At 48.2% G+C, this 24,231-nt stretch carries 16 protein-coding genes; 10 read left to right on the forward strand and 6 right to left on the reverse strand.

Translation table 11 applies throughout. The features are described 5' to 3' along the window. Positions 1-138: 138 nt before the first annotated feature. A complete protein-coding gene (locus tag QUA20_RS13480; protein WP_333189318.1) occupies positions 139-1,251 on the forward strand; it encodes an AI-2E family transporter in 1,113 nt (370 codons plus the stop codon). Between the two features lie 130 nt (positions 1,252-1,381). On the opposite strand, the gene QUA20_RS13485 is transcribed toward QUA20_RS13480, so the two are convergent. Continuing rightward, positions 1,382-2,317: an OmpA family protein gene (locus QUA20_RS13485; protein ID WP_333189319.1), complete on the reverse strand. Its 936-nt coding sequence runs from the start codon at positions 2,315-2,317 to the stop codon at positions 1,382-1,384. Positions 2,318-3,051: 734 nt separating this feature from the next. Here QUA20_RS13485 and QUA20_RS13490 point away from each other — a divergent pair. Further along, positions 3,052-3,723 carry a hypothetical protein gene (locus QUA20_RS13490; RefSeq protein ID WP_333189320.1) on the forward strand — a complete coding sequence of 224 codons (672 nt, stop codon included), beginning with the start codon at positions 3,052-3,054 and terminating at the stop codon, positions 3,721-3,723. Positions 3,724-3,728: 5 nt separating this feature from the next. Beyond that, positions 3,729-5,807: an abortive infection protein gene (locus tag QUA20_RS13495; RefSeq protein ID WP_333189321.1), complete on the forward strand. Its 2,079-nt coding sequence runs from the start codon at positions 3,729-3,731 to the stop codon at positions 5,805-5,807. A 175-nt stretch (positions 5,808-5,982) separates the two neighbouring features. On the opposite strand, the gene QUA20_RS13500 is transcribed toward QUA20_RS13495, so the two are convergent. The 4 genes from QUA20_RS13500 to QUA20_RS13515 form a co-directional block, all read right to left on the reverse strand. After that, complete coding sequence (locus QUA20_RS13500; protein ID WP_333189322.1) at positions 5,983-7,155, reverse strand: DUF4335 domain-containing protein; 1,173 nt, start codon at positions 7,153-7,155, stop codon at positions 5,983-5,985. 3 nt (positions 7,156-7,158) lie between these two features. After that, positions 7,159-7,785 carry a DUF3038 domain-containing protein gene (locus QUA20_RS13505; RefSeq protein WP_172187058.1) on the reverse strand — a complete coding sequence of 209 codons (627 nt, stop codon included), beginning with the start codon at positions 7,783-7,785 and terminating at the stop codon, positions 7,159-7,161. A 307-nt stretch (positions 7,786-8,092) separates the two neighbouring features. Further along, a complete protein-coding gene (locus QUA20_RS13510; protein ID WP_333189323.1) occupies positions 8,093-8,653 on the reverse strand; it encodes a hypothetical protein in 561 nt (186 codons plus the stop codon). Between the two features lie 76 nt (positions 8,654-8,729). Next, the gene (locus QUA20_RS13515) at positions 8,730-11,096 is read right to left on the reverse strand and encodes a cation:proton antiporter domain-containing protein (RefSeq protein WP_333189324.1); all 2,367 of its coding nucleotides are present in this window, start codon (positions 11,094-11,096) and stop codon (positions 8,730-8,732) included. A gap of 268 nt (positions 11,097-11,364) precedes the next feature. On the opposite strand from QUA20_RS13515, the gene rpsB reads away from it, so the two are divergent. The 7 genes from rpsB to QUA20_RS13550 all read left to right on the forward strand — a co-directional run bounded on the left by rpsB (position 11,365) and on the right by QUA20_RS13550 (position 21,357). Further along, a complete protein-coding gene (gene rpsB / locus QUA20_RS13520) occupies positions 11,365-12,195 on the forward strand; it encodes a 30S ribosomal protein S2 (RefSeq protein WP_333189325.1) in 831 nt (276 codons plus the stop codon). 315 nt (positions 12,196-12,510) lie between these two features. After that, positions 12,511-13,170: a translation elongation factor Ts gene (gene tsf, locus QUA20_RS13525; RefSeq protein WP_333189326.1), complete on the forward strand. Its 660-nt coding sequence runs from the start codon at positions 12,511-12,513 to the stop codon at positions 13,168-13,170. A gap of 200 nt (positions 13,171-13,370) precedes the next feature. Further along, positions 13,371-14,312, forward strand: a complete 942-nt coding sequence (locus QUA20_RS13530; protein WP_333189327.1) for a hypothetical protein — start codon at positions 13,371-13,373, stop codon at positions 14,310-14,312. A gap of 150 nt (positions 14,313-14,462) precedes the next feature. After that, the gene (gene recG, locus QUA20_RS13535; protein WP_333189328.1) at positions 14,463-16,970 is read left to right on the forward strand and encodes an ATP-dependent DNA helicase RecG; all 2,508 of its coding nucleotides are present in this window, start codon (positions 14,463-14,465) and stop codon (positions 16,968-16,970) included. A gap of 576 nt (positions 16,971-17,546) precedes the next feature. After that, a complete protein-coding gene (fusA, locus tag QUA20_RS13540; RefSeq protein ID WP_333189340.1) occupies positions 17,547-19,631 on the forward strand; it encodes an elongation factor G in 2,085 nt (694 codons plus the stop codon). Between the two features lie 352 nt (positions 19,632-19,983). Then, a complete protein-coding gene (locus tag QUA20_RS13545) occupies positions 19,984-20,628 on the forward strand; it encodes a Uma2 family endonuclease (protein WP_333189329.1) in 645 nt (214 codons plus the stop codon). Positions 20,629-20,922: 294 nt separating this feature from the next. Beyond that, positions 20,923-21,357: a hypothetical protein gene (locus QUA20_RS13550; RefSeq protein WP_333189330.1), complete on the forward strand. Its 435-nt coding sequence runs from the start codon at positions 20,923-20,925 to the stop codon at positions 21,355-21,357. Positions 21,358-21,426: 69 nt separating this feature from the next. Here the strand turns inward: QUA20_RS13550 and QUA20_RS13555 are convergent, their stop codons facing one another. Beyond that, positions 21,427-24,057 (reverse strand): calcium-binding protein, encoded by a 2,631-nt coding sequence (locus QUA20_RS13555; protein WP_333189331.1) that lies wholly within the window; start codon positions 24,055-24,057, stop codon positions 21,427-21,429. Between the last annotated feature and the right edge of the window lie 174 nt (positions 24,058-24,231).

Raw genomic sequence — 24,231 nt, forward strand, 5'->3', positions numbered from 1 at the left:
TTTTTTTACTGATGTTACTTTTGATTATAATATGAGTAGGGGCAGATTTTACCCCACATATATTTGGTAACTGAGAAGATAAATAAACTCCCCCTATGGGAGGACATAAGCGCGAATACAAACCTTGATTACTTAATCATGTCAGAACAGCGGATTACTATTTCTTTACCTAACTTGCTGCTAATAGTAGCATCGTCCTTGCTGCTAGTGCTGCTGTGGCAATTGCGCAGCTTGCTAGTAATTCTGATGATATCAGTCGTGCTGGCCGCGTCGATCGTCCCGATCGTTAATTGGGCCGAAACCATGCGGGTTCCCCGCTGGCTGGCAGTGATTATGGTTTATTTAACTCTCATCGGCGGATTTAGCGGGACGGTAGTGTTAATCGGCCCCACGGTAATCGAACAAATAGAGTTACTGCTGCGGCAGTTACCCGTTTATGTCGAAAGTTTGCGAACTGTGGCAACTAATGTATTGAGTCGGTTGAGCGACAATGCCCCAACCTTGGTGGGTCAGTTTGTGGACACTCAATCGCTGACTAATTGGCTGATTCGATCGAGCCAACAACTGGTTTTGCGATCGTACAGTTTAACGAGAGGCATTCTAGGCGGTGTCTTCAGCCTAGTTTTAGCATTATTTATTTCCGGTTACATGGTTGCTGACAGCGACACATTAATTAAAAGTTTGGTGCAGTTTTTCCCAAAACCTTGGGACGCAAGATTAGCAGCACAAGCCGCGCCAATCGGTCAAAGAATGGGGAGTTATATTCGCGGGCGAGTGTTAGTTTCGGGCATTTTAGGGATATTTATTACCACAGGTTTGAGCATTTTGGGAATGCCGGAATTTGCTTTAGGTTTGGGTGCGATCGCCGGCGTTACCAACTTGATTCCCTTCATCGGGCCAGTTTTGGGAGCAGTACCAGCATTAATCGTAGCCTTTGCTAAAGGCGGCTGGCTATTTGTGTGGGTATTGCTGTTATTTGTAATCATCCAGAATTTGGAAACCTACGTGCTCGATCCTTTGCTAGTTGGTTCATCGGTTGGTGTGCATCCTTTATATCAATTGCTGTCTGTCTTGGGAGGCGTTCAAGTATTGGGAATTATTGGAGCTGTAATTGTACCGCCTTGGTTTGCGGGAGTGGCAGCTTTGATTGAGAACTTGTATTTAAAACCGAAGCTTAGGAGCGAACATCGAGATGCCATAGATCAGGCTAAAAATAATTCTGACTTGCCACCTCTTACACCTTCGGCCTGATAGCCTGATAGCGGGGAAGATAGGGAGATGGGGCCATAGGGAGAGGGGAATTGAAATATTTAATTTATCTGGTTTCTGTTGGCATCGGAATAAGATGCTTGAAAAATGACTGATGACTGATGACTGATGACTAAGGACTAATTGCCACTTCAATGCGGCGGTTGCGCTGCCGATTAGTATCGGAACTATTGTCTACCGAAGGGCGACTTTCCCCATAGCCGATCGCCACCCAATGATAATTCTGGCCCACCACACCAGACAAATACTGCACCACAGCCTGAGCCCGCGCCAACGACACATTGCGATTGTCCGCCGCTTCCCCGGCGTCGTCAGTGTGGCCCGCAACCCGCACAGTTGCCCCCTCGTGATTGCCCAACTCCGCCACCAAATTGTCTAAAATCGCACTTGTTCCCGCGCGCAAAGAAATGCTGCCAGTATCAAACAAAACATCGCTGGGCAGAGTCACCATCAGCCCGTCCCCCCCAAACACCGGATTGTTGGCATTTTGTGGCGCAGTATTAACAGTTTCAGCGATCGGACTCCGGCTGCTGCCGATCGCGGGCAAAGCAGGAACAGGACTTGCCGCCGTTTCCGGCCCCGCCAATTGCTGCGACATCAACTGCAACCGCTTTTCCAAACTTTCCGTCGGGCGGCTGCTGCCCAACTGGCTTTCCAAAGCCGCCGTGCGGCCGATCAGCGCGTTGAGCTCGCCCTGCAACTGTCTCAAATCCGACTGCAATTTCTCTCTCTGCGCAGGACTGACTGTGGACTGCGGACTGGGTGTAGCGGTTGGTGTCGGGAGCGCCGGAATTTGCTTTGCTGGTGCGAGTTTCGGGCTGGGGGTCACATTTTGAGTGAGACGCAGCAATCTCTCTGCCAGCGGCATCTCCGTCGCGCCTGAGGGATAAATTTGAGCGATCGCCATCCCCAGAACCCAGGCAAAACCGCTCCCTACCCCCAGCAGCAGCAGCCTAAAAATCAGCGACAGTACAAGCAAACCTTTTCCCCGCGACTTGGAGGCGCGAGTCGGGGGGATGGAAGGTTTTTGGTTAAAAGATCGCGTCATATTTCCTGCTATACAAAACTTGGCTCAATTTTATCTTTGCTTCACCATTCAACTCTAAGTATTTTCGTTGCTTGGTCTGACTCCTGCTTCTACGTGCATGAGTCTGCTCCTGCTGGTCCACTGCCGTAAATTCGGGTGGAGCAACACGCTATTTTTTGTCAGTACAACTATTTTTTTTTAAGCTTTTAGCCATTGTTTAATCATTATTTTCAACCTATTTAACGAATCGTGGTATCCCGTTCGACCTTTTTATAGGCTGGTCAGTTTTACATCGATGGTGGTTTGTTTACAAACCAGAAAAAAATTGCAAACCAGAAAAAAATTGCTTTGGTTTTTGGCTTTATCTAGACCTTATAGCATACAACGGAGCGTCTGTCAATAAAATCGCCATAATTCGCTTGAGAAAAAGTTTAGTAAACTATGAGGTGATTAGGTCAAACTCCCTCTCGGTTCACATACCATATTGATTTCGGTACTATCTGACCTGTGAGATTTTAATAAAACTTGAGTTAAGTTGTGTAACGAACTAAATTAAGATAGCAGACCTTGCCGCCTTTGCCGATCGATTTTAGATTTTAGATGGGAGCACAAATCTAAAATCTGAAAAAGAAACCCGGTTTCTACAAATCTGGGGTTGGGTGGCGAAGTATCGAGGCTAAAACCGGGTTTCTAGTCCGTTGCGTGTAAGCCTGAATCTGTTGGATAATCCAGTAAAACTTTTGGAAGAAAAACCGATGACTGACCCTTTAAATAGCCCTTATCCCGTTCCGTGGGAATGGATTAGTGCCACTCATGCTAAAGTTAGCTCAACTGCCGGCACAGGCCTCCGCTACTATCGCAGTCCTTCCCTAGTTTCAACTAACGGCCAATACGCGGCTTACAGTCGAATTGAGTTGCAAGTGCAGCCGGAATTCGCCCGGTGTCGGGTTAGCAGCGTCATGTTTGTGGAAAATCTCAAAACTGGGGAACTGCAAACAGTGGCGGCTGCTTCGCCGCTGGCGGAAAGCGGAATGTATGCTAGCGATGACACAGATATGTCCGGGACGATCGCCATTTTAGTACCTGTTTCTTGGAATCAAGACGGTTCCCGCGTTCTCGCCCGCGAATTTGAAGCACTTTTCAACTCTTCCGATATGTCCGACTACGGTGTCATTTGGGACAAAAATGATAATTACACTTATACCGTTGCTCCCGCTCGCAGTCTTTACACTCATGCTGTATTGTTGGGTTGGAGTCAAGTTTGTCCCGGACAAGTTCTGTTCCGCGCCGGCAATTTGGGCGATCGATCTTGGCCTCTTTGTGCAGTTGATATGACCGGCAAAACCGTAGCTATCACCGAGGACAAACCCCTAGTTTTCGGCAGTCAAGCCAGCACAGACTGGATCGAACCTAAAACTCGTTTTTAGATATTATGGCGGCATTTTCTTTGAACGGGCCCACAATTTTTTTACTGTCAGGTCAATCTTTCGACCAATTCATTTTGACTCTGGCGCTGATAGTTCTGGCTGTAATTTGTGGTCTAACAGCTTTTATTTTTATTCGGATTTTACTCAATTGGTTGCAGGCGAAATTCGAGGGAAACCGCCATTTTTTTAGACGGTCGTTCAAAAGAAAGGCTGGCAATTCACCCGCTAATATTTCAGAACCTGACAAAGTTTTTTTAGAACCCCAATTCGTAGAAAGTGACAGCAATTTAACGGCTGCTATTTTTGGAAAAAAAAGCAATATTTCAGAAGCGCTCGATCCGGAGATAATCTGCGAAAATTCAGCAGCAGTTGCCTATCTCTACAAGCCGATCGCTCTTTGGCACGGGCGGTTAATTTTGCCATCAAGCGAACAGCGCCAGCCCTACGGTACAGTGTTTATTGAAGTAATAAATGCGCCCAAAAAATATAAAAACTTTATTGGCAAAACAGCTTTTTTGAAATGGAGTACAAATCGCGAAGTACAGTTTTTTTCCCACGCAGTAACGCAAGATATCAACTTTACAAAACAGGCTCAAGATAGTAAAAAATCTGGCAACATTCATCCAGATAGATTGAACGGCTGGCGAAATGTAGGCCCTTTAGAAACTCTAGCAGGCACCAGACTCGAAGACAGCGTGACTGTGATGCTGCGCAGGCCGGTGATTGCGATTAATTATAGCAGCAGCGATCGCTATGAACTCACGATCGATCGCGAACCAGTACAAATTATCGGACGTTTGTGCGCCTTCGTCTCAATTTTGCAACGAAAAGAACCCGACAGCGACAAATTTATTGTCCGGCATTTCAACAAAACATCTCGACAATTTGACGGCGCAGGGGAAATTATTCGGATTCCGCAAGTACAGCCAGACAAAAATGGCGTAGCGAGGTCTACCAATCACCTGATCGAAAAATCGCCCTTAAATCCAGACGGCTGGTACATTTACGGCGAAAGAGACGAAGACAGTATGTTTGTAGTGCAGGCAATCGAACCCCGCAAAATTGCCCAATTAACACCAGATGAAACACATTTCGGTCTACAAAAATCTCTGGCTTATTTAAGCAGCAAAAATTGGGCAAATACACCAGCACAAAAAGGGCAAGCAAAAATAGTATTGTTAACCCCAAATGATGCTACAGAAAACGCTTCAATCTCCCCTTGGCAAGAAGGAGATATCGGCATAGTGATTCACAGTTTCGGCGGTATCGGTGGCAAAAAACGCGAACCTGCACCGCTGGGAATTGTCACCGGACATTTTGCTTTCGGAGTAGCAAAACTGGTGCGCGATCGATTTACCAGCGAACTGCGTTTTGACATAGAATACAAACAAGTTTACGCCCACAATCCCGACGGAATTGTTGCCGGTTCCAGCAAATGGCAAAGCTATATGGGAGACTTACAGCGCGGCTGGTTGGGCGATCGCCCGGTTTGCGATATCATCTGTAAATTAGATTGCGTGTGTTGCGACTACGATTTTGACGGCATCGCCTTGTCGCCTTTAACCGAACTAAACCAGCAACTAGATATCATGATGGCCCGCTACCGCAGCGGAGACGGCACCGGCGCAAGTTTAGTCACCCCAGCAACTTCTTGCGTCCAAGATTCAAGTCAGGCAATTTACGCGACAATTAAAAAAATTACTTCCGAAATAGAGTCAAACCCTCAGATTCAAGACTGGCTGAAAACACATCCCACCGACGCACAAACCCAAAGATTTCACCAGTTAGTAGCTTTAGGAGAAAGTTTAGAAAAAGTATTAATGCCCCTCGGCATTGTCCGTCCAGATTGGCGGAAAAATCCGAGATTGGCGGGGATTGATTCGGAACTGAAAAAAACCTTTTTTGCGGGTATAGTGAACCTAATAAAAGCTGCTATTAGTTACCGAACAATGCTGCCCAGGCGTACCCAAGATGAAATCGCCAAAATTTTCTTAAAACAGGGAGCATTTTTGTGGATAATTCGCACAAATCAAGTCGGAGGATTTGACCCCGACATTGAGCCGATCGCACCAACAGGATTTTAAATCCGCAATCGGTTTGTAGATGATTCGGCGATTGAAATCGCTACTGTAAAAACCAAGTCTGCCTCCGCAGACTAAGAGATTGAGGGAGCATTTAAGCGGGATTTGGTATCAGTCAACAGTCAACAGTCAACCGTTAACAGTCAACAGTTAACCGTTAACAGTCAACAATCAACCATTACCAAGGAGTGACTTGAACAGTGCCGTCTGGTGCAAAAACTACTCGGAAATCAGCCAGCGGTTCCGCAGGCGGCCTGCTGCCAACCGGCTTGTAAAGCAACTCCGACAAAAGCGTTTCGGATCGATCGACTGCTGCCGAATTTTCCGACTTGTAACCGACAATCGCCCCGTCTTTAGCCACACTCACCCGATAAACCAACTCCGCATCAACCGGAGGCTGATTCTTCACAACTCCGTCAATTTGCTGGGAAAGTTTGCCCTTCAACAGCTCAATTTCCCCTGGATCGCTAATTGGCACGGCTGCCACCTCAGGGCTTGCCAAACCTTCAGAAACAGGACTCGGCGTGCTTTCCGGCAAAGTGTTTGACTGCGGTGTGGCGCTAGGTGAAGCGTCCGGCTGCGGCGCGGGGATCGGAGTCGGCGAACTCGATTCAGCGTTCGGAGTTTGAGTCCCAGGCAGCAAACCGCCCGCCGCAGGCGTGGGATTGGGATTCGGCGAACCCGATCCGCCCGGATTCGGCGTTCCCAGATTCTGGCCGGCTGGATTGGGCTGCGGCACCGGATCTCTCGGGCGCTGGACTTCGGGCACCGGCACCAAGAAAAACGCCATCGCCGCCAAAGCCAAACTCGACACCCCCACGACAGCAGGCAAACTCCGCTTCGCCAAAGGTTCGGCAGACTTGACGTAACGCTTGGAAATTGGGGTTAATTGCAGTGACAATTCCGGCAGCGTCTGCGTGTCCGCAAAAAACTGATCGATCGCTTCCACTAAGTCAAATAGCTGTACCGTCGTCAAATCTACTTTTGCCGACAGTTCTGTTTTTTGATCGATTTGGCTTGGGCTGCCTGTTTCGGTGGGTAGAACGGTCAACCGATGCAAATTCCCGTCTATTCTGTGCAACTGCACCATACCCAAATTCGGGCCGTAGCGATCGGGATAATGCACTCCGCTCATAAATTCTTGAGCGTAGCTGCTGACGGCCCTCACCAAGCTTTCAAAAAAGTCTCGTCCCCCGCTTAGGGGCCCGCTGAGACCTGTAACATAGCATTCAGCGCTCATTAGTATGGAAAGCACCGGCCGTATATCTAACTGGCTGGCTGCCGATCCATCGCTCAACCCTTCTAGAACCAGGGTGCAATTTGGCAGACTGTACTGACGCCTAATAGTCATTTTTTATTCAACTTCTCCATCAAACAGGCTAACCCAGAAGCGCTGCATTCCGGCTGTGCCTGTACAAAATAGCAGTTTGCTCAACAAGTTCAAAGCTAGTTCGTTGAGCTTGTCGTCGGAATCGTAAGCTGCAACTAGCGATCGCTTGGGGTTCATGCGCGATCGAAAGTGAGCTCGAAAGCGTTCTAAATACTCAGCCAGCGGCAAGTTCTGGTTGAGGGGGATATTTCTCGATCGCAACTGCTGTGAGTCTAGCAGCAACTGCCGAATTGTCGCGGTTAACTTGCGCGCCATATTACAGGCGATCGCCACCAGCGCTTTTGCCTCCACCATGGTAAGGGAGCGGCGCTGCGTGTAGCGTCTCAGCGGGTTAGTATTGCGCATCAGCCAAAGGGCAACCCGATTTTTGATAATTGATTCCAATTCCAGGTCCTTTGACACTGCCAGCATTTCTTCAGCACCTCCGAGATACAAGGCTTCGATCGCCAGCAACATCAAGTCAATTTGCAATCTGGCCCGGCGGGGACATCCGCCATCGTTCGGCGACAAGTCTGGCAAACTGTCTAAAATCAAGGGTTTTGACTGGGTAAGCGAAGTTTCTGACGGCATTAAGATCACGGCAACATCCATTCCAAACAAACTATACGGGCACGGGGGGTCTTGAGCAAGACAAATTCTCAACCAAGGACTCTTCTGGGATACTTTATTTTTATCATTCACTTTTAGATATATTTTCCAATCTAGCAGCAACCGAGCGTCGCGGGCGAGCTCTGGGGGCGGGAGTTCGATCGCCCACTCCCCCACCCCCGCCTCCAGAGCTTTTTGATTCCTTACTCAGCCTGGGGAGAAGCGGAGAGTAGGAAAGTCGCAGAGTCGGAGAGGGACAAAGAATTTGACAATTACCCATTTCCCATTTCTTATGCCCCATTGGAATCGATCAATGTTCCTTCTTCTGGGGTTGCACCGCCGCTTCTCTTTGAGCCGTAAAATCAGTAGCCGCCGCCCCATCTGTCAGACTAATTTTTCCCTTGAGGCTTTCTTTTTCCACAATTCCTCGCAGTTTAACAGAACTGTTTTGACCCGTTGCTTTGGAGTCGCTGCAACCCGTTAAATTAGGAACAGCACCCGACAAACTCAATCCTTGAGTTTCCCACTTGCCAAATAGAGAAGGTTTCTCCTCGGCTGTTTTTACGCGATCGCCCTCGCTGCTGCCCGATCGCAAATTACCGCTCAAATAAACACCTGACTGCTCGATTGTCAAGACCAAGGAATCAGATTCCAGACATTCGGGCAAACTTTTAGCATCGAAGCGATAACTTCCCCCAATTGCCGGAGCAGCCTTTAAATTTGTTTCGCCGTAAGCAGTTACTACTTTAAACAGCAGCAAAACAGAGCCGATCGCAATCCCGTAAAATGCCAGCGATTTGAGGCTTAAATGATTCATAATCTTGGTAATTAATAATTGGGCATTGGGCATTGGGCATTGGGCATTGGGCATTGGTACTCACTCACAAATAACCAATAACCAATAACTAATAACAACTGCCAACAGTCAACAGTCAACAGTCAACTGACTACCTTTGAGGAAGTACCGATGCCAAGTGCGATCGCACTTTAACGTAACACCGCGTAATCAGCAGCGAAGAATGACACTGCACAGCCAATTCATCAGTATACCGTCCCAAAGTTTGGCGCTCAATTCCCCACTCCCGACTCGTACCTGCAATAGTCAAATCAGCATTAGCAGAAGCCGCCACCACAGCTTGAATTGGCTCAGCAGCCTCCACAATCGGAGTTTCAATGCGCGATCGCACCTCAACCGGCAACTGCTCCATCACTCGCTGAAACTCGTAACTCAGCTCGTTTCCAGATTCCCCGTCAACCGCCACCCGCAACACCGTCAAACGGCGTTCCTCGCTATTAACTAACAGTCTCAGCGCCAATTCTAACCCCAAATCATCGTGAATGTTTGCCGCGTAAGGTACTAACAAGTTATTCAACGTTTCCCGGTTTCTGTCAACAAAAATTGCTACATCCACCTTAGCGTTGCTGAGAATTTGACCGACACGTCCTCCCAAACGATTGCTGCTAAAACTAGGCCTGTGCCATCCTAATAAAATCAAATCCGCGCGATCGATTTGCGCAATTTGTGCCGTTTCCCGGGCTACATCATTAGTAACCCGAATGATAGGATGTACAAATTTTCGCGCGTCAGGCAGTTCCAAACTATCAATCAATTCTGATAATTTCCAGCGGCGCTCTTGAATAATGCGATCTGCTTCCGCAGGCGTACTTTCAAAGGCATAATCCTCATTTAATTCTATCAAACTCAAAGGATGAACCGCCGCCGACTGTAAATCGTCACCGCCCATACCAGCAGCCGGCTGCGCCAGCGCTACCGCTAGTTGCAGTAAACCTTTCTGCGTGCTGGGATTAGAAACCGGTACTAAAATTCGATAAGTTGGCAGCAATTTTTTAGCAGTTTCTTCGCTGCTAGCCGCAATTGGTGAAGCTTCTAATTCTAATTCCTCAGAGCTAACTTCTGAAATATCTAACCGAATTAACCGTTTGGGATAAGTCAACTCCAATAGTGGCGAAGTCATAAAAGTTGTCACTAAAGCCATGATGACTAACATCGTAAATAGTAGCGGCGAAACTACGCCCAGGGAAAGACCGATATTCAGCACAATTAGTTCAGTCAAACCGCGAGTATTCATCAGCCATCCCAGTGCAGAAGCTTCGCGGTTGCTGATGCCACAGACTCTTGCCGCCACGTAAGTGCCGACGTATTTGCCGACAATAGCCACTCCCAAAACAGCGGCGCACAGCAGCCACAATTCGGGACTGTTGAGCAGGCCGATTTGAGTGCGCAAACCGCTGTAAGCAAAAAAGACTGGAAGCAGAAATATCAAGACAAAATCTTCAGTTTTCTCCGCTAATTCTCTGGTTAATCCCGCATTTTTTGGCATTGCGGCACCCAGCAAAAATGCACCGAAGATTAAATGAATGCCGATTAATTCAGTAATTAAGGCAGAAGCTACAACTCCCATGTAAATTCCTGCAAGCACTAACTGTGTTAATCGGCCGGTGCGATTGTAGTGCTTGGAAAGCCGCTGCAACAACCATCGGACTACAGTCAGCATGAAACCGATGTAAATTAAAGATGCAATAATTGTCGGTAAAGCGCCTAGCATTGAGTTAGTTCTAGTAACTGCGATCGCCACTGCTAACAAGCACCAAGCTGTCACATCGTCAACGGCCGCGCAAGTCAGGGCCAGCGTCCCCAATTTTGTATTCTGTAAGTTGTGTTCTGTAATAATTCTTGCCAGCACAGGAAAAGCAGTAATTGACATCGCAGCGCCCAAAAATAGGGCAAAGGCTGTAAACGAAACGCTATTATTTGAAACGATGGGATAAAGCAGGAGTGCTAGCAAGCTTCCCAGAGAAAACGGCACTAGAATGCTGACGTGGGAAGTTAAAATCGCGATATCTAAATTGCTTTTGAGATACTTGGGATTCAGTTCCAAACCAATCAAGAACATGAAAAATATCAGCCCCACCTCAGACAGCACGTTGAGGAAGGGAACGGCTTCGGCTGGAAAAAGTGCTGTTGCTAAATCTGGTGCAACTAAGCCAAACAGAGAAGGTCCGAGCATAATTCCTGCTACAATTTCTCCAATGACTTGAGGTTGTTTGATAGATCGAAATGCTAAACCGACAAGTCGGGAAAGTGCGATGACAATTAGAACTTCAAGCAGGACGAGAATGGGGATGGGCATATCGTTTTTAGCTTTGGGATTTTTGCGGATCGAGAGGGCACGGCAGTAAAGCCGACAGAATGGGCGATCGAAAAAAATGGGTACCAGCTCGATCGAAGCTTGAAGGCACAAGAGGCGCACCAACAACGCCATTCTCTCACAAGCGAACAAAGGCTTTGGCAAGCTCCCACCTGGATTTTTCGTTTTTAATAAGCGCTTGCAAGTAACTCTAACCGCAGCCTGCGCACCCCGCACTAAATCTCACCTCCGGGTGCCCACCGCCCATCTAAACCTAGGGATATCAGATTGTCAGACAAAGTAGCGCGCGCTGTGATAAACTAGAAAAGTTGTTTAAATTCGCACATCCGGGTTTTCGGGTGTTTCGAGGGCGCAAACCTTCAGAAATACGACCGGGTGGAGGATTAACCCGAATACAGGAGTTAAAAATACAATGCCAGTAGTCAGTTTGGCTCAAATGTTAGAGTCAGGGGTTCACTTCGGACACCAAACCCGCCGGTGGAACCCGAAAATGTCTCCCTACATTTTTACAGAGCGCAACGGGGTTCACATCATCGACCTCGTGCAAACCGCTCAGCTTATGGAAGACGCCTACGAGTACATGAGAGTGGCCTCAGAAAAAGGCAAAAAGTTTTTGTTCGTGGGTACGAAGCGCCAAGCTGCCGGGATTGTAGCCCAAGAAGCTCAACGCTGCGGTGCTTATTACGTCAACCAGCGCTGGCTGGGAGGAATGCTCACCAACTGGACGACTATTAAGTCCCGCGTGGAGCGCCTCAAGGATTTGGAGCGCCGCGAGGAAATCGGCGCCCTCGATTTGCTGCCGAAAAAAGAAGCTTCGGTGCTGCGCCGAGAAATGGCCAAACTCCAGAAGTATCTGGGCGGGATTAAATCCATGCGCAAGATTCCCGACGGAGTGGTGCTGGTAGACCAACGCCGCGAGTATAATGCGGTGTTGGAATGCCAAAAGTTGGGAATTCCGATCGTCTCTCTGTTGGACACCAACTGCGACCCGGATTTGGTGGACATTGCGATTCCGGCGAACGACGATGCTATTCGATCGATCAAGCTGATTGTCGGCAAGTTGGCTGATGCCATCTACGAAGGTCGTCACGGTCAGCAGGGCGGCGACTCTGAGGAAGACTACGACTACGACGGTGGTTACGAAGGCGCTGAATATGATGTCGAAATCGAAGAATTGGATGACCCCGATTATGTAGATCCCGACGAAGCTGCTGAGGCCGAAGGCGAAGAAACCGAGAGCTAGTATTGCCCTCGGAATCTGACACCAGCAAATTAAAAATTAAAGATTGAAAATTAAAAATAATTATTATTTTTAGTTGGATATTTTTAATTTTTAATTGTACATGGCAGGAGTCTAAGTCATTAGTAGAGTTCTGGCAAAAGCATTCATTGTGTCAGCGCTAGAATTAATTCTGGCGCTACACCTACAAAGTCGGTACTAATATCGACTGGGTATTTCTTCACTCTGGTCTAATCATTAACATTAAAATTAGTGACTGATGACTAATGACTGATGACTAATGACTAATAACTAATTTTGATTGGGAACTTAAAGAAGATGGCGGACATATCTGCAAAACTTGTTAAAGAACTGCGCGACAAAACCGGCGCGGGCATGATGAACTGCAAAAAAGCCCTCGCTGAAAACGATGGGGATATCGAAACATCCATTGAGTGGCTGCGGAAAAAAGGTCTCGCCGGGGCTGACAAAAAAGCAGGACGGGTTGCCTCAGAAGGGCTCGTAGGTAGCTACATTCACACGGGCGGCCGCGTCGGAGTGCTGGTGGAAGTTAACTGCGAAACTGATTTTGTGGCACGCCGCGAAGAATTCCAAACTTTGGTGCGGAATATTGCGATGCAAATTGCAGCTTCCCCGAATGTGGAATACGTGAAAGTTGAAGATATCCCCGCCGAAGTTGTCGAAAGAGAAAAGGCAATTGAAATGGAGAAGGACGACTTGGGCAACAAGCCGGACAACATCAAAGAAAAGATTGTTCAAGGGCGTATTGACAAGCGCATGAAAGAGTTATCTTTGATGGATCAGCCTTTTATTAGAGATCAGAATATCTCGGTGGAAGAGTTGGTGAAACAAACGATCGCCCAAATTGGAGAAAATGTCCAAGTGCGTCGCTTCGTGCGTTTTGTGTTGGGCGAAGGCATTGAAAAGGTAGAAGCTAACTTTGCCGATGAAGTGGCAGCCCAAATGGGTGCTAAATAATCCCCAATGTAAGATTGAAAATTAAAAATTAAAAATGTGAAAACTTGATTTTTTGCATTTTTAATTTTTAATTTTTACAGGACTCTCGGACGGTGTACAAAACACCCGGTTTATAACCAGTATTAAATGGAAACTCAGACAATTTGTGGCAGAAACCTGGTTTTTTTGCCCGCCTCCTATTTTAATTTTATACGAGAGATATGGTGCGAGCAAGAGAGCGAATAGAGCAAGATTTGGCAGGACTCGAAGAGGCTTTAGCAGCCTTGACTTTGGAGTTTCGCAGTACCTACGATGGTTATTTAACTGCGTTGGGACAAGCAGTGCGGCAGCAATTAATTTTGGCTTGCTATCACCTTTGCACTCAAGCAGTACCGGAGTCCTTTCTCAAGTTGTCCTTCGACGGGCGGCAAAAAATGCAGCAGTCTGTAAGGGCTTTGGCTGCGGCGTCGGAGGAAAAATTGCGATCTCTAGTGACGACAGAATCTGAGGAAGAAGAAGAGGAAGAAGAAGAAGAAGAAGAGGAAGAAGAAGAAGAGGAAGAAGAAGAGGAAGAAGAAGAAGAGGAAGAAGAAAAAGAAGAAGAGGAAGAAGAAATAAAGGAAAAAAAAGAGGGAAAAAACGAAGTTTCCGCCATTAACTATCTATTTTCATTGGCCAATTACCAAATGCCAAGTGCCAATTCCCCCGAAAGTTTGGCGCGCTGGCAAAATAGTATTGAAAAGTCGATCGCCCGTATTATCAAGCTGCTTTCTCGCGACACCAACCGCTTGCTGCAACAGTCGGGAATCTTGCCCAGTCACTTGCCAGAACCTATTCTAGAAGCTGCTTCTCAAGCTGAATTGTCCGGCGACAGCGTTGCTGGGCCACCTAACTTATTAAACTTAATCATTGAAACCGATGCGTCATCAGCATCCCGAAACTTGGCAGAAACATCCGGTAATAGGGCGCTGCACATTACAGCGATTAAACTGCGACTGTCGGAAATAGAGTTTGCTGATGCGGGAACCTCGGCTTGGCGCCAGCAAATTCGCAACCTCTCTGTAAAGTTGAACTCGCTAGGCCGCGATTACCAGAAAAAGCAGCGGGAACTTGCTGTGGTGGACGCTGAGTCGGCTTGGCGATCGAGTTGGTTTGAAGATTAGTCAGTTGACAGTTGACAGTTGTCAGTTGTCAGTTGACAGTTGACAGTTGTCTGGAATTCTTGAGCTATGATTAATAACTAATGACTAATGACTAATGACTAATGACTAATGATTAATTACTAATTACTAATTACTAATGACTGATGACTGATGACTAATAATCAACCAGAATGGCAGCGATTGCAAAAAGCTCTTTCAGTAGAAGCCGATCGCGGATTTAACGACATCCAAGGCAGTCAATACCGCTTCAGCGAGTTTCTGGGCCTGAGTTTGAGACAGTTGGCAGTTGCTGTGGCGGCTTCTTCGCGCGATCGAGCCAGGCAACTAGCCGCTGAATTTGACATCTACCCTCAGAAAGATCTCGAACAGCGCCAACATTCGATCGCCATTACGGTCAGTTTTCTGAGGCAAATGGAGCAAGTTTGGGAACAAGAAACGCGGCACCAGCAAGAACAAGTAGCACAAGTCAGACCCGCAAACGCTCCCCAACCAACCGCCCCAGCAGTTTCCGTTCCCCGAACTGCACCCCTGAGTGCAGCACCCGCACCGGCGGGCCTGACTCTCGACCAACAGTTAACCCGCGTCACCGGCATCGGGCCCGCCAACGGCAACCGCTTGGTAAAACTGGGTTTATACACTGTATACGACTTGCTTTACTACTATCCGCGCAACCACATCGACTATGCAAAGCAAGTACAAATTCGCGAACTCGTAGCTGGCGAAACTGTCACTTTGATCGCAGAAGTGAAGCGGTGCAATTGCTTTTCTAGTCCGAAGAATAAGAAGTTAACCATATTAGAATTAATTTTAAAAGACCGCAGCGGAGAAATAAAAATTAGTCGTTTTTTTGCAGGCCCTCGCTACAGCAATCGCGGTTGGCAAGAATTCAAAAAGCGCGAGTATTGTACTGGTGCGGTGCTGGCAGCTTCCGGGTTGGTGAAGCAGGGTAAATATGGAATTACTTTAGACAATCCTGAGTTAGAAGTATTAGACGACTCCGGCGGTGCGATCGAATCAATGAAAGTCGGCCGCCTGATACCGGTTTATCCGCTGACGGAAGGGGTGGATGCCGGTTCGGTGAGGCGATCGATTTTGGCTGCAATGCCCGCGGCGAAAATGTTGCCAGAATCGCTGCCGGAAGATTTGCGCGAGCGTTACGGTTTAATGGGTTTAGCCGATGCCGTGACTAATATTCACTTTCCGCTCGATCGAGATTGTTTGGCCGCCGCCCGCCGCCGCTTAGTTTTTGACGAATTTTTCTACCTGCAATTAGGACTTTTAAAGCGCCGCCAAACCCAAAGAAAAGCTCAAGCTAGTGCCGTCATCCTTCCTAGCGGCAAATTGATCGAACATTTTTATGAAATCTTGCCTTTTGCCTTGACTAATGCTCAGGAAAGAGTCATCAATGACATCCTCAACGATTTAGCTTCCTCGCAACCGATGAACAGATTAGTGCAAGGCGATGTCGGCGCAGGCAAAACTGTAGTAGCCGTCGTGGCAATGCTAGCAGCTATTCAATCCGGCTATCAAGCCGCTTTAATGGCGCCGACAGAAGTTTTAGCAGAACAGCATTATCGCAAATTGGTAGGTTGGTTTAACTTGATGCACTTGTCTGTCGAACTGTTAACTGGTTCGACAAAAGTAGCAAAGCGCCGGGAAATTCACAGCCAGTTAGAAACCGGAGAATTGCCTGTTTTAGTGGGAACTCACGCGCTGATTCAAGATACGGTGAGTTTCCGAAAATTGGGTTTGGCCGTAATTGACGAACAGCACAGATTCGGCGTGCAGCAGCGCGCTAAATTGCAGCAAAAAGGCGAAGCTCCCCACGTTTTGACGATGACGGCAACTCCCATTCCCCGGACGCTGGCGCTGACGCTGCACGGGGATTTAGATGTGAGTCAAATTGATGAACTTCCCCCCGGTAGGCAGGCGATTCAAACCACTGTAATGTCTGCAAAAGAACGCATTCAAGCTTACGATTTGATTCGGCGGGAAGTGGCTAGCGGGCGTCAAGTTTATGTGGTGCTACCGCTGGTGGAGGAGTCGGAAAAGTTGGACGTGCGATCGGCAATTGAGGAAAAAGAGAAACTTGAAAAAAGTGTATTTCCTGAGTTTAAGGTGGGTTTGCTCCACGGTAGGATGAGCAGTGCTGACAAAGATGAGGCAATTACTAAGTTTCGGGACAAAGAAACGGATATTTTAGTATCTACTACTGTGGTTGAAGTGGGAGTAGACGTGCCGAATGCCACAGTAATGCTAATTGAAAATTCTGAGCGTTTTGGACTGTCCCAATTGCACCAGTTGCGGGGTCGAGTTGGTCGGGGCAGCAACCGTTCTTATTGTTTGTTAATGCCCGGTTCCAAAACTGCGGAAGCTATGCAGAGAATGAAGGTTTTAGAACAATCTCAAGATGGCTTTTTTATTGCGGAAATGGACATGAGATTGCGCGGGCCAGGTCAGGTTTTGGGAACTCGGCAGTCGGGTTTGCCGGATTTTGCTTTGGCGAGTTTGGTGGAGGATCAGGAGGTTTTGGAGTTGGCGAGGGCCGCGGCTCAAATGGTAATTGAGAATGATGAAACTTTGAATCAGTGGCCGGTGGTGCGGGATGAATTGGAGCGGAGATATCAGCGGATGATGAGCGGGTCGATTTTGACTTAGATATTCCTGGACGCAGCAACGGTGTTTTTAATAATATTTTGTATGGTCGGGTTAAGCGAATATCTATCAAAGCCGGCAGTTTATTGCTGCACTCACGCGCCCTCTCCCCGTAGGCTGATTTATTTGCACCTACCTATTTAATGTCAGATTTAATGTCAGAAACCGGGTTTCTTGCCACAAAGTCACGTAAAATCTGAGGTTTTTTGTCAGGAAAACCCGCTTTATACCGTTTTGCTGAGAATGGTGCAAAATATCAAGTTGAGCGAAGGGTCAAAAACAAGAATTTGTTGGGTACGAGTGCCTCAACCCAACCTACTTTCTGAACCCAACCTAACTTTCACAGAAAATTTTTCCCTTGGTCTAGGGTATTTTTATGAATTGTAAGGATTCCCGTACCGATCGAACCAAAAATCCTTCGCAGGAATGACGGGGAAGTGTCAAAATTAAGATAGTTCTGCCAGAAACAGGGGAAAGGAAATCTAGCCTGTACTGGCGCCTAAGGCAACATTGATTCCTCGCTGGTTACGCTTGCAGGTGGTCGCCGACGGTTCGTCGAATTTAATCTCAACAGTAATTATGAAAGATCTCACTCGTTATCGAAATATTGGCATCTTCGCCCACGTAGATGCTGGCAAGACCACCACAACAGAAAGAATCCTGAAACTGACAGGCAAAATCCACAAAATTGGTGAAGTTCACGAAGGCGCGGCGACTACTGACTTCATGGAACAGGAGCAAGAGCGCGGTATTACGATTCAATCCGCTGCTACCACCTGCTTCTGGAACGAGCATCAGCTCAACATCATCGATACCCCCGGACACGTCGATTTTACGATCGAGGTGTACCGTTCGCTGAAGGTTCTCGATGGTGGCATCGGTGTGTTCTGCGGTTCGGGTGGAGTTGAACCGCAATCTGAAACCAACTGGCGCTACGCTAACGATTCCAAAGTCGCTCGCGTCATCTACATCAATAAGCTCGATCGCACGGGCGCAGATTTTTACCGCGTTGTCCAGCAAGTCGATAAAATCCTTGGCGCTAAACCGATGGTAATGGTATTGCCGATCGGCATAGAAGAAAAGTTTTGCGGTGTAGTCGATTTGCTGACCCGCAAAGCCTGGATCTGGGATGAATCCGGCGATCCGATGAACTATGCAATTAAAGATGTCCCCGCCGATATGGTCGATGATGTCGAAACTTGGCGCGAAAAGTTGATCGAACTGGCCGTCGACCAAGACGACGCTGTGATGGAACAGTATCTCGAAGGCAACGAGCCGAGCATCGACGACCTCAAGCGCTGCATTCGCAAAGGTACTCGCGATCGGGCATTTTTCCCCACCTACTGCGGCTCATCGTTTAAAAACAAAGGCGTGCAGTTGGTTCTCGATGCCGTAGTTGACTACCTGCCGAACCCGATGGAAGTCACACCGCAGCCAGAAGTCGATCTCGATGGCGAGGAAACCGGCGAGTTTGCGATCGTCGACCCCAATAGGCCATTGCGGGCACTGGCGTTTAAGATCATGGACGATCGCTACGGTGCTCTAACCTTCACGCGCCTGTACTCCGGTAAGTTGTCCAAGGGCGACACCGTACTCAACACCGCCACAGGCAAAACCGAGCGCGTCAGCCGTTTGGTGGAGATGCACGCCAACTCTCGCGAAGAAATCGAATCGGCCCAAGCAGGGGACATTGTGGCGATCGTCGGTATGAAAAACGTCCGCACCGGACACACCATCTGCGATCCCAAAAATCCCGCAACCTTAGAGCCGATGGTATTCCCCGATCCCGTTATTTCGATTTCGGTCAAACCGAAACAAAAAGGCGGCGAAGAAAAAATGGGAGCAGCCCTCACCAAGATGGTGCAAGAAGACCCATCGTTCCACATGGTGACGGATCAAGAAAGCGGCGAAACGATTCTCAAGGGGATGGGCGAGTTACACCTCGACATCAAAGTAGACATTCTCAAGCGCACCCACGGCATCGAAGTAGAAGTCGGCGAACCGCAGGTAGCCTACCGCGAGTCGATTACCAAGCGCCTCGAAGACGAATACACCCACAAAAAGCAATCAGGTGGTTCCGGTCAATTTGCCAAAATTGGCTACGTGATCGAGCCTGGTGAGGTGGGAAGCGGCTTCCAGTTTGAGTCAAAAGTGACCGGTGGTAGCGTCCCGAGAGAATATTGGCCAGCGGTCGAAAAAGGCTTTGAAAGCTGCATCGACAAAGGCGTCTTGGCCGGATTCCCCTGCCTAGACTTGAAATTCACGCTTCTAGAAGGCGGTTTCCACCCCGTTGACTCGTCAGCAATGGCCTTTGAAATTGCTGCCAAAGCGGCCTATCGCCAGTCTCTGCCGAAAGCGGGGCCTCAGTTGCTCGAACCGATTATGAATGTCGATGTATTCACTCCAGATGATTACATGGGCGACGTGATCGGCGACCTCAACCGCCGTCGGGGGATGATGAAATCTCAGGAGACAGGACAAACAGGAGCGCGGATCAAGGCAGATGTACCGTTAAGCGAAATGTTTGGTTACATTAGCGATTTGCGTACTATGACCTCTGGCCGCGGCCAGTTTTCCATGTCCTTCTCGCACTATGCTCCTTGTCCGAATAACATCGCTGAAGAAGTGATCAAAGCGGCAAAAGAGCGTCAAGCTGCGAAGTAGTGTATTGAGTGCGACGAATCGATTCGTCGCACTCGATCGCCAAGGTTAAAAACTAGAAAAATCTAGTTTTTAACCTTGGTCAATGGGAGTAAGCTCCAGCGGATATAAATTGTATTTTTCGGGCGAGCGAGACGCCCAACCCCAACTCCCCACAAGAGTTCGATCGCACTTCACAGTAAAACTTAGATGCGCCTGGGCTTATACCAATTTTATTTTCACACTCCTAAAAAATACTTTTTAGTCTCCGCAAGAGATGCTCTCTTCAAAAGTCTCTCTAAAAGGGCGATCGCGCATCAATCAATATAATCTTTGCTAAGATACAATCAATAATTTAAAACCCAGGCAGGTAGCCATGACAGCCATCCTGATCCCGAGTCAAAGTACCGGAATTCTGCTGAAAAATATTAGCTGGAAAACATACGAATCCTTGCTGAATGAGTTAGCCCAACAGAGAGGAATTCGCCTGACTTACGATCGCGGAAATTTAGAAATTATGACTCCATCAGCACCCCACGAAGGTAGTAAGAAAATTTTGGGTCGTTTTGTGGAAAGTGTGAGTGAAGAATTAAATGTTGAAATTCGGAGTTTGGGTTCACTAACTTGCAGGCGCGAGGATTTAGCTCGCGGTTTGGAACCGGATCAGTGCTACTACATCCAAAATGAGGATGTGGTTTGGGACAAACAACAAATCGATCTCAATCAAGATCCGCCACCAGATTTAGTGGTGGAAATTGACGTGACTAGCAGTTCGATCGATCGACTTTCTTTATATGCAAGTTTAGGCGTACCGGAAGTTTGGCGCTACGACGGAAATCGTTTAATAATTTATCAGTTGGAAGCACAGGAATATGCAGAAAGAGATGTTTCTCCGACTTTTCCTTTTTTGTCGCAAGTTGAAATGCTGCGCTTTTTGGAATTGAGGAGGACTACAAAAGAAAATGCTTTAATTCGCTTGTTCCGGGAGTGGGTGAGAAGTCAAATTCAGTCAGGAGAGTGAAGGAGGGCGATTCCCTAGGGGATAGCTGGGTTTGACGCTCTTTTTAGCAACCGCACATGAACGCTGACTGACGCGGATGGATGACTCGGGCGAGATACTCAAATTCACCCCAATTTCGCCCTTGCATATCTTAAACCGTATCGCTAATGTTCTCCTCCATCTCAATGTTGATAGAGATGTAACGTGCTCAACAAGAGACGCAACGAGCCGATCGCCTGGTCGCAAAACTGTGAGAATTAAATATTGACCCTGATACGATTTAGCAATTTTATTTCATGAAATAGCGAGGTTGACATGACTCAAATAAATCCCGATCGCACTGCTGGAACAATTGCGATCGACGTTTGCGCTCAATCAAACGGGCAGTATCTTTGTCAGATTTCATTATCTCTGAGCGATCGCCCCGACGATCGCATGAATTTTTACGGACAAACGAAAGAACACGCGATCGCGATCGGCTTAGAAAATTTAGCCTCTCGCTACCGCCAGCAAGCCGAAAAGTCTCAAAATATAGATTGGGACGCGGTGGAAATTTCGGATTCTGGAGAGCCAATTGAAAAGCGTTATCACGTAATTTTGCACTACGAACGAATTGCTAAGGATGAATCTAAGTTTGAGGCAATGCACAATACAATGCTCGGAAATACAGTAGTTGAAAATGCCAAAATATCAATAATTGAGATTGCTCCCGATATCGAAATCGAGGCTACAGAGCGATCGGGATATTGACCTTTGTAATCATGACAAGCAATCGCCATTCTAGTAAACTAGAAAGCGATCGCCCTTTCATCAAAACCTCTAAATCAAAGTGATATTAGCAGTCACAAAACTTCCCAAAAGTCGCTCGCGATTCACCGAGTTAACAACAACCAAAATTTGACCGGAATCAGCAACTCGAATCACAGTGTTGCAATCGACAGCCTCCAGCCGCAAATTAGCAGCCGTCAAACCTCCAGAAAGCCCGATCGAATCAACCCCAATCTCGAAATCTGCGATCGAATCTGCCGAAGCTACATCCGTCGGCGCTCCATTTTGTCGTAGCAAAAACAAGTCATTTCCCGACCCGCCAATCAAAGTATCTTGAGCCAAATCGCCGCTAATCGTATCATTTCCTGACCCGCCGAACAGCAAATCTAACCCTTTGCCACCGAACAACACATCATCGCCATTGTCACCCGTGACAGTATCATTAGCTCGATCGCCCCTGAGTCGATCGTTCCCATCACGGCCGACAACCAAATCGTTATCCTTGCCACCAAACGCAACATCATCGCCAGCAGCACCATCGATCGTATCACTGCCGGGATTGCCAAAGATGCGATCGTCCCCATCACCTCCAAGCAGACTATCAGAACCATCCAAACCAAATACCGTGTCATTGCCTCTGCCGCCATTGATACTATCTTCACCGCTAGTACCAAGTAGCGAATCATCCCCTGAATTTTCCAGAGTCACAATCGGCCCAGGTTCCAGTACAGGCATCGGTATAGATACCGGACTTGGACATGATTCAGTTGCAGGAGTTGGCGTCGGAGTTGGAGTTGGCGTACCTGTAGGCGTCGGTGCAGGTGTTGGTGCAGGCGTCGGTGCAGGCCCTGGCGTCGGTGCAGGAGTTGGAGTAGGCACAGGTGGAGCCGGAGGCGTTGGTACAGGCGTTGGCGTCGGTGGTAGAGGAGGCGTCGGTGCAGGTGTTGGTGCAGGCGTCGGCGTCGGTGCAGGCCCTGGCGTCGGTGCAGGTGTTGGTGCAGGCGTCGGTGCAGGTGCAGGTGTTGGTGGAGGCGTCGGTGCAGGAGTTGGTGCAGGTGCAGGAGTTGGTGCAGGCGTCGGTGCAGGCCCTGGCGTCGGTGCAGGCGTTGGGGTCGGTGGTATAGGAGGTGTTGGTGTAGGAGTTGGTGGTGTCGGAGGGGTTGGAGGCCTGTCAGCAAAACTACTAAAAATTTCCGTACTGCTGAAATTTCCCACCGTTTGGATGACGCCAGAACCAGGAGTAGTCCCAGTCGGTGTAGCAAAGAAGTCCAAAATCTCCACATCTTGAGCATTAAGCACCCCATCTTGGTTCAAGTCAATCACCAAACTGGTGCCATTTCGTCCCAAGCCCGTCTTTCCAGGTGCCAAATTGAGTGAAAGCGTTACTCCCGGAAGGCTGAGGGAATTTATGCCGCCCGTATCTGAAATAAAGCTACCTTCAGTCGTTATAGCATCCAACTGATAAAAATCATTGCCCACCCCTCCAGACAATTCGTCAGCACCGCTGCCAATAAGGGTATTATTGCCATCTCCTCCCAATAGAAAATCATCGCCCAACCCGCCATTTAAGGAATCATCGCCAGCATCCCCGCTCAGAAAATCATCGTCCGCCCCCCCATTCAAGATGTCCTTGCCATCACCACCAAACAAGAAGTCATCGCCATCTAGTCCCGACACAAAGTCATCGCCAGCCAAACCACTTAGGAAATTAACGCTAGTATTCCCTGTCAGAGAATCATTGCCACTGCCGCCTTCAATGTCTTCAATACCGATGAAACTGTCCGTTCCCTGTCCCGTTGCCGTCCCAGTTGTCAGATTAGCGACTACCGCGCCAGTTGCACCATCATAAGAAACCAGGTCAAAACCTTCTCCACCATCAACCGTGTCATTGCCAGCTTCCCCAGACAGGAAATCCTCGCCCAATCCGCCACCGAGAAAGTCATTGCCATCACCGCCGAAGAGGAAGTCACCGCCATCCAATCCTGACAGAGAGTCATCGCCAGCCAAACCGTTTAGCAAATTAGGGCTAGTATTTCCTGCCAGAGAGTCCTTGCCACTGCCGCCTTCAATATCTTCAATACCGATCAGAGTATCGGTTCCCTCTCCCGTTGCTCTCCCTGTGGCGAGATTTACCAGCACTGGAGTTGTCGCTGCGACATAGGAAACTAAGTCAAAACCGTCTCCGCCGTCGATCAAATCGCTGCCAGAGCCTCCAGCCAGAAAATCGTCGCCGAGTTCCCCTTTGAGACTGTCATTGTTATCACCGCCGAAGAGGAAATCGCTGCCATCCCCGCCATCGATCGAGTCTTTGGCAAAACCGCCAATTATTACATCGTCGCCCAATCCGCCTAGAAGGGTAGTAGATTTGTTCGCACTCGCGAGAGTCTCATCGCCGATCAGAGTGTCATCCCCCGCGTCGCCAAGCATGAGGTCATTACCGCCCTGGTTGCCCAGAAAATCATTGCCTTCACCGCCGCTGAGAGTCGAATTGCCGAGTCCGTCAATCAGGGTATCATCACCAAGTCCGCCGAGGAGGGAGTTATTGCCGTCATCGTCCAAAAGAGCGTCCTTACCTCCTTGGCCGACGAGGGTATCATTTCCTGCGTCTCCGAATATCGTGTCATCGTTCGCAGTTCCTGTGAGTAGAGTGTCATTGTTATTGGGTGCAATAATAAGTGCCATGACTGCATTTCCCTGATGTTGTGAGTCTCGGATTTTCTGCTACTTAAACCGTGCTATTTCGGTTTTGTGGATTTAAAGCGGCTTTCCCATCTTTTGGTTTTTGTAAGACATTACCAGCCCGCTCAGGAGTGCTACCGACGTACTAAAGTCCAGGCTATTGGCGGCAATAAATCT

This window comes from Microcoleus sp. Pol7_A1, assembly GCF_036701085.1.
Lineage (GTDB): Bacteria > Cyanobacteriota > Cyanobacteriia > Cyanobacteriales > Microcoleaceae > Microcoleus > Microcoleus asticus.

What these genes read in the sequence shown, in the direction of transcription:
- QUA20_RS13480 (WP_333189318.1), top strand. Translation starts at nt 139, where the DNA reads ATGTCAGAACAGCGGATTACTATTTCTTTACCTAACTTGCTGCTAATA.
- QUA20_RS13485 (WP_333189319.1), bottom strand. Translation starts at nt 2,317, where the DNA reads ATGACGCGATCTTTTAACCAAAAACCTTCCATCCCCCCGACTCGCGCC.
- QUA20_RS13490 (WP_333189320.1), top strand. Translation starts at nt 3,052, where the DNA reads ATGACTGACCCTTTAAATAGCCCTTATCCCGTTCCGTGGGAATGGATT.
- QUA20_RS13495 (WP_333189321.1), top strand. Translation starts at nt 3,729, where the DNA reads ATGGCGGCATTTTCTTTGAACGGGCCCACAATTTTTTTACTGTCAGGT.
- QUA20_RS13500 (WP_333189322.1), bottom strand. Translation starts at nt 7,155, where the DNA reads ATGACTATTAGGCGTCAGTACAGTCTGCCAAATTGCACCCTGGTTCTA.
- QUA20_RS13505 (WP_172187058.1), bottom strand. Translation starts at nt 7,785, where the DNA reads ATGGATGTTGCCGTGATCTTAATGCCGTCAGAAACTTCGCTTACCCAG.
- QUA20_RS13510 (WP_333189323.1), bottom strand. Translation starts at nt 8,653, where the DNA reads ATGCCCAATGCCCAATGCCCAATGCCCAATGCCCAATTATTAATTACC.
- rpsB (WP_333189325.1), top strand. Translation starts at nt 11,365, where the DNA reads ATGCCAGTAGTCAGTTTGGCTCAAATGTTAGAGTCAGGGGTTCACTTC.
- tsf (WP_333189326.1), top strand. Translation starts at nt 12,511, where the DNA reads ATGGCGGACATATCTGCAAAACTTGTTAAAGAACTGCGCGACAAAACC.
- QUA20_RS13530 (WP_333189327.1), top strand. Translation starts at nt 13,371, where the DNA reads ATGGTGCGAGCAAGAGAGCGAATAGAGCAAGATTTGGCAGGACTCGAA.
- recG (WP_333189328.1), top strand. Translation starts at nt 14,463, where the DNA reads ATGACTAATAATCAACCAGAATGGCAGCGATTGCAAAAAGCTCTTTCA.
- fusA (WP_333189340.1), top strand. Translation starts at nt 17,547, where the DNA reads ATGAAAGATCTCACTCGTTATCGAAATATTGGCATCTTCGCCCACGTA.
- QUA20_RS13545 (WP_333189329.1), top strand. Translation starts at nt 19,984, where the DNA reads ATGACAGCCATCCTGATCCCGAGTCAAAGTACCGGAATTCTGCTGAAA.
- QUA20_RS13550 (WP_333189330.1), top strand. Translation starts at nt 20,923, where the DNA reads ATGACTCAAATAAATCCCGATCGCACTGCTGGAACAATTGCGATCGAC.
- QUA20_RS13555 (WP_333189331.1), bottom strand. Translation starts at nt 24,057, where the DNA reads ATGGCACTTATTATTGCACCCAATAACAATGACACTCTACTCACAGGA.